This is a genomic window from Mesorhizobium sp. GW821-FHT07A06 (genome assembly GCF_059419085.1).
In genome coordinates, this window is the sequence record NZ_JBWKRC010000009.1 from 258,537 (window position 1) to 268,142 (window position 9,606).

The window sequence follows — 9,606 nt, forward strand, 5'->3', positions numbered from 1 at the left end:
CCCTAGCCCTGAGCGGCGAGGAGCGTCGTCCTCGCCTCCTCCGTCTGCGTGACCTCGGCAGCCGGAATGTGGAAGTCTCTGATATAGTTGAAGGTGTGGCCGATCGCGGTGGCTATGAGGCAGACGAAGCTCAGCGCCGCCAGCCACCAGATGTACCAGATCATGCCGAAACCGAGCGCGACGCTGAAGGCTGCCAGAATGATGCCGGTGCCGGTATTGCTGGGCATGTGGATCGGCTTGAAGCCCGAGAGCGGCCTCATATAGCCGGCCTTCTTCATGTCCCACCAGGCGTCGTTGTCGCGCACGACGGGCGTGAAGGCGAAATTGTAGGCGGGAGGCGGCGAGGACGTCGACCATTCGAGCGTGCGGCCATCCCAGGGATCGCCGGTCGGATCGGCAAGCGCCTCGCGCCTGCGGATGGAGACGAAGATCTGGATCAGGAAGGCGGCAATGCCGACGGCGATCAGCACCGCGCCGAAGGCGGCGATGACGAACCAGATCTGCAGCGAAGGATCGTCGAAGACGCGCATGCGGCGCGTCACGCCCATCAGGCCGAGTATGTAGAGCGGCATGAAGGCGAACCAGAAGCCGACCACCCAGCACCAGAACGACACCTTGCCCCAGAACGGATCGAGCTTGAACCCGAAGGCCTTGGGCCACCAGTAGGCAATGCCGGCAAACAGCCCGAACAGCACGCCGCCGATGATGACGTTGTGGAAATGCGCGATCAGGAACAGGCTGTTGTGCAGCACGAAGTCCGCCGGGGGGACGGCAAGCAGCACGCCGGTCATGCCGCCGACGGTGAAGGTGAGCATGAAGGCCACCGTCCACATCATCGGCAGTTCGAAGCGGATGCGGCCGCGATACATGGTGAACAGCCAGTTGAAGATCTTCGCCCCGGTCGGGATCGAGATGATCATCGTGGTGATGCCGAAGAAGGAATTGACGCTGGCGCCTGAGCCCATCGTGAAGAAGTGGTGCAGCCAGACAAGGTACGACAGGATGGTGATGACCACCGTAGCGTAGACCATCGAGGTGTAGCCGAACAGGCGCTTGCCGGAGAAGGTCGAGGTGACCTCGGAAAAGACGCCGAACAACGGCAGGATGAGGATGTAGACTTCGGGGTGACCCCATATCCAGATGAGGTTCACATACATCATCGGGTTGCCGCCGAAGTCGTTGGTGAAGAAGTTCGTGCCGACATAGCGGTCGAGCGACAGCAGCGCGAGCACCGCCGTCAACACCGGAAAGGACGCCACGATCAGCACGTTGGTGCACAGCGACGTCCAGGTGAAGACAGGCATGCGCATCATCGTCATGCCGGGCGCGCGCATCTTGATGATCGTGCAGATGAGGTTGATGCCCGATAGCGTCGTGCCGACGCCCGCCACCTGCAGCGCCCAGATGTAATAGTCGACGCCGACATCGGGGCTGTAGCCGATGCCGGAAAGCGGCGGATAGGCGAGCCAGCCGGTGCGGGCGAATTCGCCGACAAACAGCGACGCCATGACCAGGATCGCGCCGCCGACCGTCATCCAGAAACTGAAATTGTTGAGGAAGGGGAAGGAGACGTCGCGCGCGCCGATCTGCAGCGGCACGACGAAGTTCATCAGTCCCGTGACGAAGGGCATCGCCACGAAGAAGATCATGATCACGCCGTGCGCCGTGAATATCTGGTCGTAGTGATGCGAATTGAGGTAGCCTTCGGAACCATTGAAGGCGATGGCCTGCTGCAGGCGCATCATGATGGCGTCGGAGAAGCCGCGCAGCAGCATGACCAGGCCCAGCACCATGTACATGATGCCGATCTTCTTGTGGTCGACGCTGGTGAACCACTCGCGCCACAGGTAGCCCCACAGCTTGAAATAGGTGATCACACAGAGAAGGGCGAGGCCACCGAGCGCCACCGCGACGAAGGTGGCGACGACGATCGGCTCGTGCAGCGGCAGCGAGTCCCAGGTGAGGCGGCCGAAGATGAATTTGGTCAGCGTATCGGGCATCGGCTGTCTCTCACAATTTGCGCCGCAGGAGGCCGAGCGACGGCGCATCCGCCTCGGCGCGACGGCTCTCGGTCCCGGGCCTCAGCAGCCCCGCCCCGCGCAGCGGGGAAAGATTTTTGGCCGGCCAATCCGTCGCCGTGGCATTGCTGGCCGCGCGCGCCGCGGCAGCAGCCTCCTCCGCCGTGCAGATGCTGGCGACATAGGACGGATCGTTCCCGAACACCGAGCCGCGCCGGGCGAGCTTGTCGTATTGCAACGGCAGCGTGTTGCGGACACCGGCAAGACCGAGGCCACCCTTGGCATCGATCGACATCATCTCGTTCATGCACATCTTGCCGCGCTCGACGCATAGGTTGAGGATGGCGCCGTAAAGGTCGGGATCGACGGAGGCATAGTGGCGGACCGGTTCGTTCTCGCTCGGCTTTTCGAGTTCGAGATAATTCTCGCGGTTGAGCGCCGCCGAGGCTGTCTTGCCCTGCGCCACCCACTGGTCGAAAGCCTGGTCGGACAGGCCGTGGAAGGCAAAGCGCATTCCCGAGAAGCCGGCGCCGCTGTAATTGGCCGAGAAGCCGCTGTAGGTGCCCGGCTGGTTGATGACGGCGTGCAGCTTCGTTTCCATGCCAGGCATGGCATAGATCTGCCCGGCCAATGCCGGGATGTAGAAGGAGTTCATCACCGCCGACGAGGTGATGCGGAAGTCGATCGGCTGGTTGACCGGCGCCGCCAGTTCGTTGACCGAGGCAATGCCGTAGTCCGGATAAATGAACAGCCATTTCCAGTCGAGCGCCACGACCTCGACCCTGAGCGGCTTGTGGTTTTGCGTGACCGGCTGGCCGGGCTCGATCCGGTCGATCCGGCGGTATGGGTCGAGCAGGTGCGTGCCGAGCCAGGTCAGCGCCCCGAGACATATGATAATGAGCAGGGGCGCGGCCCAGATCACCAATTCCAGTTTCGTCGAATGGTCCCAGTCCGGCGCATAGGTCGCCGAGGCGTTGGATTGCCGGTAGCGCCAGGCAAAAAAGACGGTCAGCGCCATGACCGGCACGATGATGATCAGCATCAGCAAGGTCGAGACCACGAGCAGGTCGCGCTGCTGGACCGCGACATCGCCGGCGGGCGCGAGCACGACCAGATCGCAGCCGCTCAACAACCCGGCCAGGGGGAACAGAAGCAAGGCTCCAAATCGTTTCATCAAACGCTGCCCTCGATGGACCGCGGCAACGGTTCATGTTGCAATGCGGTATCGATCAAGGGCTACTGCTCGCGGCGGCGCGGTGACATTGGACAATTTGTCCAATGCCCAGGAGGCATGGCTTTGGCCCAGTGTGCAGCGCACAATGGAACCTTTGGGGAATCCCCAGAATTGGGTCCCGGACACTTCATTCCACGCGGTGGCGACGGACAAGATGGCTCAGACTTCGACTGCCGAAACGAATAGCGAGCTGATCGGCTCGCATCATGGCCAAGTCAGCGCGGGGGATATCGCGGTTGGCGTGATCGTCGGCAGGACGTCGGAATTCTTCGACTTCTTCGTCTATGCGATTGCCTCCGTCATCGTGTTTCCCAGGCTGGTGTTTCCGACGCACGATCCGCTTGTCGGAACGCTCTATTCCTTTTGCATCTTCGCGCTGGCCTTCGTCGCCCGCCCGTTCGGCTCCGTGCTGTTCATGGCCGTCGATCGCGCCTATGGCCGCGGCGCGAAACTGACGATCGCGTTGTTCCTGCTCGGCACGTCGACCGTGGCCATCGCGTTTCTGCCTGCCTATGGCGACATCGGCGCGGTCGCGGTGTGGCTTTTGGCGCTTGCCCGCATCGGACAGGGGCTGGCGCTAGGCGGAACATGGGACGGACTGCCCTCGCTGCTGGCGCTGAACGCGCCGCGGAACCGGCGCGGCTTCTATGCCATGATCCCGCAACTGGGCGCCCCGATCGGCCTCATCGTGGCAAGCTCCCTCTTCGCCTTCTTCGTCGCCAACCTGTCGGCCGACGACTTCTTCACCTGGGGCTGGCGCTATCCCTTCTTCGTCGCCTTCGCCATCAATGTGGTCGCCCTGTTCGCCCGGCTGCGCATTGTCGTCACCCCTGAATTCTCGAAACTGTACGAGAGCGGGGACCTGCAGCCGACGCGCATCAGGGACACGATCCGGGCCGAAGGCCGCAATGTCGTCGTCGGCGCCTTCGCGCCACTGGCAAGCTTCGCCCTGTTCCACATGGTGACGGTGTTTCCGCTCTCATGGGTGTTCCTGTTCACCAATGAAGGGCCGGCGCGTTTCCTGGCGATCGAAGCGGTGAGCGCACTGTTCGGCATTGCGGCGATCGTCGCGTCAGGGCCGCTGGCCGATCGCGTTGGACGCCGTGCGCTGCTTGGCGGTTCGGCGATCGCCATCGCGACGTTCAGCGGCTTTGCCCCGCAGCTTCTGGATGGCGGCGCAGTCGGCGAAGCCCTGTTCATGGTGCTGGGCTTCATCCTCCTGGGGCTGAGTTTCGGTCAATCGTCCGGCGTCGTTGCGTCGAGTTTTTCCCGGCAGCATCGCTATACCGGCTCGGCAATAACCTCGGATCTGGCATGGATGTTCGGCGCCGGCTTCGCGCCACTCGCGGCCCTGCTGCTCGCCGGCAATTTCGGCCTCATCGCCGCCGGCGCCTATCTGCTATCGGGCGCGGCTTGCACGTTGCTCGCCTTGTGGATCGACGGACGTCGTCCGGCCGCGGACCGCCAAGCCGATTGATCAGGTGCCTTCGATTGTGGATATGAGGCTGATCGGATTGGTGACCCAGCCCGTTGCCGCATTGCCATGCTCGGGGTGAAGCCCTCCGCGGCGCGCGATCCTCCTGCTACACGCAAACCCAACTAAGCCACCGAAGCAGCCGGCTTGGCTTGCCGTGCGGCGGACCGGTGCGCCGCACTGGCATATTTCTGAGCGATCATGGCGCAGACCATGAGCTGTATCTGGTGGAAGAGCATCAGCGGCAGAACGATCGCGCCGACGCCCTGGCCGGCAAAGATGACGTTGGCCATCGGGACGCCGCTCGCCAGGCTCTTCTTCGAGCCGCAGAAAGTGATCGTGATCTGGTCGGCCTTGTCGAAGCCGAGAAGCCGACTGCCATAGGCAGTGAACAGAAGCACCAAGCCGAGCAGCGCCATGTCGGCGACAACGACCACGGCGATGTCGCGCAGCGAGAACATATGCCATAGCCCCTCGGCGACGGCCGTGCTGAAGGCCAGATAGACGACCATCAGGATCGAGCCGCGATCGACAGGCATCAGCAGCGTCTTGCGAGAGCGTATCCAGTTGCCGATCCGCGGCTCCAGCAGCTGTCCGAGCGCAAAGGGCAGGAGCAATTGCACCAGGATCTGGCTCACCGCATTCCATGAAAATCCGCCGTGACCGCCGATGGAGAAGAGCAGTCCGACGAGCAGGGGCGTGAGGAACATGCCGAAGATGTTGGAGGCGGAAGCCGAGCAGATGGCCGCGGGGACATTTCCGCCAGCCATCGAGGTGAACGCGATCGAGGACTGGACCGTCGAGGGCAGGACACACAGAAAAAGGATGCCGAGGTAGAGCGGCTTGGGCAGGATCGAGGCAGGCAGATAGCCAAGCGCCAGACCCAGCAGCGGGAACAGGCCAAAGGTCGTCAGAAGGATGAGGAGGTGCAGGCGCCAATGCATCAGGCCGGCAATCACGACATCGCGCGAGAGCCGCGCACCATGCAGGAAGAACAGAAGCGCCACGGCAAGATTGGTCGCAACCGCGAACCATCCCGCGAACGCCCCGGTTGCTGGCGCGACAGACGCAAGCGCAACGGTGCACAACAGCAGGATCAGAAACGAGTCCGGCAGATAGCGGCGCATGACATGTTCGCTCCAGAATGGGTCCAAGGTCGTCTTTTCGTGCATTGTAAAATAGGATACAAGGAATAACAGTTATCGTGAATTGAGATATCAATGCTCGATCTGGTCCAACTTCGCAGTTTCGTCACCGTCCAGCAGATGGGAAGCTTCACCTTCGCGGCCGAGCGGCTGGGGTTGGGGCAATCCACCGTCAGTCAGCACATCAGCAAGCTGGAAGCCGCGATTGGCAGGCGGTTGCTGGCCAGGGATACGCACAAGGTGGTGCTGACGCCTGATGGTGAAGCCCTGCTCGGCCATGCCCGGACCCTGTTGTCCATAGAGGGGCAGGTGCAGGCGCTGTTCACCGCGCAGAGGCTGCGCGGCACGTTGAGGCTCGGCGTGTCCGAGGACCTGGTTGCCAGCCGTCTGCCACTGGTGCTGGAGGATTTCGTCCGGTCCCACCCATCCGTCGATCTCGAACTGACCGTTGCTCTCAGCGGCTTGCTCTACGAAATGCAGGATAATGGCGAACTCGATCTCGTCCTGGCGAAGCGCCGGCTGGGCGACAGCCGTGGCCGGCTCGTCTATCGTGAGCCGCTTGTCTGGCTCGCCCGCGATCCGGAACACGTCCTGTCGCTCGCGGCCTTGCCGTTGATCGCCTTCCCCCCGCCGAGCGTCACGCGCAGCATCACGCTGGAAGCGCTCGAGCGACATCGCATGCCATGGCGCATTGTCTGCACATGCGGAAGCTTGAGCGGGCTGACGGCCGCCGCACGCGCTGGGATGGGGGTTCTGGTGCAACCGCAAAGCATGTCGCCTTCAGGCCTGAAGGAGATCGGCAGCCTGCCACAATTGGAGGATGTGGAATTCGTCCTCATCCCGAGCAAGGGCGCCGACAGGGCGCTCGTCTCAGCGCTTTCGGATGATATTCTGAACAAGGTGAAAGGCTTGCGCTGACCGGCAGCGTAGGTGGCGGTCAAGGCTAAAGCCCGGCCGAGCGCGCCCGTCCAATACGCTCAGCTCCTGGACGCCGCTCTTCGATGCTTATCGGCGTTTTTTAAAATCAGGCCGGCTGAACTGAAGCCACTTTACCGTCGGTATCGACGATGCAGCTGGTTGGTTTTCCCGCGACGTTCAGTTCGACCTGGAAGCTCTTGGAATCGAGCTTTCGCGAGCTGGTCGGCAACGCCTTGCCGCTATCGACGCCGCTCGCTTTCGCCGCCGCGCCGGCACAAAGAAGCTGGAGATCGGCCGGTGCTGTTTCGACCGTCGTCCTCGACATCTGGTCGGGCGTCGGCGCGCTCTGGCATGCCGCCAGAGCCGTTGCGATGGCGATCAAGGCCGCTCCGCAAACGGCCCAGTGCCTCATCCTGATCTGTCTGCCGGTCACCATGGTGTTGTCCCCTGTGTTTATCGAACGTCCGTCCTCGCTCACACACCCTTGTAGAGCGCCGCGCCCTGCATCAGCACGATGACCTTCGCCCCGACCTTGATGCGGGAATGCAGATCGATGATGTCGCCATTGTTCATGCGGATGCATCCGGACGATACGTCCAGACCAATGGTCCACGGTTCGGGCGTGCCATGGATCCGGTAGATGGTGTCGTGGCCGTCTTCATAGAGGTAGAGCGCCCGCGCGCCGAGCGGATTGTCGGGCCCACCGGGCATGCCATTGGCCCAGGGCCGGGCTTTTGGATCCCGGGCAACCATTTCGGCCGGCGGTGTCCAGGTCGGCCACTCCGCCATGCGCCCAACCTTGACGATGCCGGCCCATCCGAAGCCCTCCCTGCCCACGCCGATGCCGTAGCGGATCGCCTGCTGGCCGGGCTGGACGAGATAGAGGAAGTGCTGGTTGCCGTCGATGATGATGGTGCCGGGCTGCTCGGCGGTCCGGAACTTGACCACCTGCGGGCGGAAGGATTCCGGTACCTGCCTGTGAAGCTTGTAGTACTGGTAGGCCTTGGTGCGATTGTAATCCGTCCACTGCCGCGTCTTGGGATCGTAGACCTGCGTTCCCGCGGCAAGGGACGCGGTGGTGGAAAAAACCAACCCCAGCGCCAGCACAACCGCGAGGCTTGCCGCATGCCTGCCGCCGGTTCCCGCCGCCCGTTCGTCCGTGCCGAACCTTGTCTTCCTGCGTCTGGTCATTGCTTGGCCCATCCTTCGACGCGCGCCTCGTTCCTGGCCACCCATTGCTCGGCGTAGGCAGAGGGCGCCTGCCGCTCGACCTGGAGCGCGTAGCTCATATCGATCGCCTCCTCCGGCTTGAAGTCGACGTGCTCCAGGAAGCGAACCACCTCCGGATGTTTCTTGCGCAACGAGGTCGCGTAGGCGATGTGGTAATGGGCCGTGTCCCAGCCGACCGCGGCGCTCGATTTCGAAAGCCATTGCGGGTCTTCCGTCGGCAGGACGATCTTCCATTTGGCGGCGTCGTATGGCGGCTCCGTCAGGCGGACTATGTCGTGCAATTTGAAGACCACATGCGGCGCATAGCAAGCGAAGACCATCGGCCGATCCGAGGCCTCCGCCGCATCCACAGCCGCCATGCCCACATCTTCCGGCATTTCGAGCAACGTCAGGTTCCTGGCATAGCCGTAGCTGTTGGCGCGGATGCGCTCGATGATGGTCGACGACCACGTTTGGGCGCCAATCCACATCTCGCCCTTGCCGTCTCCGTCCGTGTCGAGCGCCTCGGTCTTCTTCGGATCACTGAGGTCGGAAATATCCTTGAAGCCGTATTTGTCGGCCGCTGTCCGGTTGGCGCAGATGCCCTGCCAGGCCGGAACCCCGATCGGGCTGATCGCGACCGTACCGGCCTGAGTGACATACTTGTTGACCAAGGTGTCGAGGTTCGGCAGCCACACTTCCGGATGGATGTCGACCTGGCCGGAGTCCAAACCGGCGAATGCAATCATGGTGCCCATCTCCACCACATCCGCATCGAGCCCGAACTCCTTCTTGAGACTCACTTTCAGGATGTTGGCCGTCGCCTGGCCCGACGACCAGTTCGGCATTGCAATAACCAGATCAGCAGCGCGGGTGCGAATATCGCCGAACACAATCGCCGAGGCAACAACCGCCACTTTCAATGCCAGTTTCACCAGGTCGGCCATCAAGTGATCCTCTTCACGTGCTCATTTTGGTCGGAATCTTCGAAGACACCCAATCACTCAGCGAGCAGTCCATCGACAGCCGGTGTCGTTCGTCGATCGCCACCGAAGGTGCCTCCAACCTCTCAGCCAGATTGTTGGTCTGGCCCGAAGGTTGCGCGTGTTCGGATCCACAACGGACAAAGTAGCGCTTGCCGCGAAGCGGCGCCACCGCTGCTCCTGCGCGGTGACGTTGGCGGTCGGAATCATCGCAGGAGCCAAGATGAGCTGCGATTGCTTCGCGACGGTCATTGGAGCCCCCGAATCTGATTGGCGTTGCTGCCAAGCTTGCATCTGAGGCTGCATCGAAGGAGTACGTAACAGTAACAACCGTCAGCCCACGCAGGAAGCAGCGGGAACTGCAACCGCCGCCAGCACATGGTCGATGGAAGCAAACCCACTATTGCCATCACCGCCGAAGCGGCCTCCCGCCTCCGCCACATGGATGGAAAATCAGGGCGTCGTGCTGGATCCGGTCAGCAGTTGCCGGATGGTGCGGCCTGCCCCGGAAAGCGCGACATCCTCGTCACTCCACCGTGACCGATTTTGCCAGGTTGCGGGGCTGGTCGACGTCGGTGCCCATGAAGACGGCGGTGAAATAGGCCAGCATCTGGATCGGCAGCGC

At 62.6% G+C, this 9,606-nt stretch carries 9 protein-coding genes; 2 read left to right on the forward strand and 7 right to left on the reverse strand.

Features of this window, described 5'->3' with window-relative positions:
- Window positions 1-2 precede the first annotated feature (2 nt).
- Together cyoB and cyoA are read right to left on the reverse strand one after the other, a co-directional pair.
- On the reverse strand, window positions 3-2,000 hold the full coding sequence (gene cyoB / locus AC07SZ_RS25945) for a cytochrome o ubiquinol oxidase subunit I (protein WP_056570545.1): 1,998 nt from the start codon (window positions 1,998-2,000) through the stop codon (window positions 3-5).
- A 10-nt stretch (window positions 2,001-2,010) separates the two neighbouring features.
- Window positions 2,011-3,192, reverse strand: a complete 1,182-nt coding sequence (cyoA, locus tag AC07SZ_RS25950; RefSeq protein WP_494916433.1) for a ubiquinol oxidase subunit II — start codon at window positions 3,190-3,192, stop codon at window positions 2,011-2,013.
- Between the two features lie 214 nt (window positions 3,193-3,406).
- Between cyoA and AC07SZ_RS25955 the strand changes: the two genes are divergently transcribed.
- Window positions 3,407-4,729, forward strand: coding sequence for an MFS transporter (locus AC07SZ_RS25955; RefSeq protein WP_056570568.1), 1,323 nt, complete (start codon window positions 3,407-3,409; stop codon window positions 4,727-4,729).
- 122 nt (window positions 4,730-4,851) lie between these two features.
- Here AC07SZ_RS25955 and AC07SZ_RS25960 read toward each other — a convergent pair whose 3' ends face one another.
- The gene (locus tag AC07SZ_RS25960) at window positions 4,852-5,853 is read right to left on the reverse strand and encodes a bile acid:sodium symporter family protein (RefSeq protein WP_172374414.1); all 1,002 of its coding nucleotides are present in this window, start codon (window positions 5,851-5,853) and stop codon (window positions 4,852-4,854) included.
- 93 nt (window positions 5,854-5,946) lie between these two features.
- Here AC07SZ_RS25960 and AC07SZ_RS25965 point away from each other — a divergent pair, with 93 nt between their 5' ends.
- Window positions 5,947-6,789, forward strand: coding sequence for a LysR substrate-binding domain-containing protein (locus AC07SZ_RS25965; RefSeq protein ID WP_494916434.1), 843 nt, complete (start codon window positions 5,947-5,949; stop codon window positions 6,787-6,789).
- 106 nt (window positions 6,790-6,895) lie between these two features.
- On the opposite strand, the gene AC07SZ_RS25970 is transcribed toward AC07SZ_RS25965, so the two are convergent.
- The 4 genes from AC07SZ_RS25970 to AC07SZ_RS25985 all read right to left on the reverse strand — a co-directional run bounded on the left by AC07SZ_RS25970 (window position 6,896) and on the right by AC07SZ_RS25985 (window position 9,153).
- A complete protein-coding gene (locus AC07SZ_RS25970) occupies window positions 6,896-7,201 on the reverse strand; it encodes a hypothetical protein (RefSeq protein ID WP_056570564.1) in 306 nt (101 codons plus the stop codon).
- Between the two features lie 62 nt (window positions 7,202-7,263).
- Window positions 7,264-7,980, reverse strand: coding sequence for a L,D-transpeptidase (locus AC07SZ_RS25975; RefSeq protein ID WP_244494043.1), 717 nt, complete (start codon window positions 7,978-7,980; stop codon window positions 7,264-7,266).
- Entirely contained in the window at window positions 7,977-8,945 is a 969-nt protein-coding gene (locus AC07SZ_RS25980; RefSeq protein ID WP_494916436.1) for an ABC transporter substrate-binding protein, read from the reverse strand. Before AC07SZ_RS25980 ends, AC07SZ_RS25975 begins: the two co-directional genes overlap by 4 nt.
- 13 nt (window positions 8,946-8,958) lie before the next feature.
- Window positions 8,959-9,153, reverse strand: coding sequence for a hypothetical protein (locus AC07SZ_RS25985; RefSeq protein WP_494916438.1), 195 nt, complete (start codon window positions 9,151-9,153; stop codon window positions 8,959-8,961).
- Window positions 9,154-9,606 lie beyond the last annotated feature (453 nt).

Bases quoted from the DNA above. Each gene is read 5' to 3' on its own strand.
- cyoB (WP_056570545.1), bottom strand. From the start codon at position 2,000: ATGCCCGATACGCTGACCAAATTCATCTTCGGCCGCCTCACCTGGGAC.
- cyoA (WP_494916433.1), bottom strand. From the start codon at position 3,192: ATGAAACGATTTGGAGCCTTGCTTCTGTTCCCCCTGGCCGGGTTGTTG.
- AC07SZ_RS25955 (WP_056570568.1), top strand. From the start codon at position 3,407: ATGGCTCAGACTTCGACTGCCGAAACGAATAGCGAGCTGATCGGCTCG.
- AC07SZ_RS25960 (WP_172374414.1), bottom strand. From the start codon at position 5,853: ATGCGCCGCTATCTGCCGGACTCGTTTCTGATCCTGCTGTTGTGCACC.
- AC07SZ_RS25965 (WP_494916434.1), top strand. From the start codon at position 5,947: ATGCTCGATCTGGTCCAACTTCGCAGTTTCGTCACCGTCCAGCAGATG.
- AC07SZ_RS25970 (WP_056570564.1), bottom strand. From the start codon at position 7,201: ATGAGGCACTGGGCCGTTTGCGGAGCGGCCTTGATCGCCATCGCAACG.
- AC07SZ_RS25975 (WP_244494043.1), bottom strand. From the start codon at position 7,980: ATGACCAGACGCAGGAAGACAAGGTTCGGCACGGACGAACGGGCGGCG.
- AC07SZ_RS25980 (WP_494916436.1), bottom strand. From the start codon at position 8,945: ATGGCCGACCTGGTGAAACTGGCATTGAAAGTGGCGGTTGTTGCCTCG.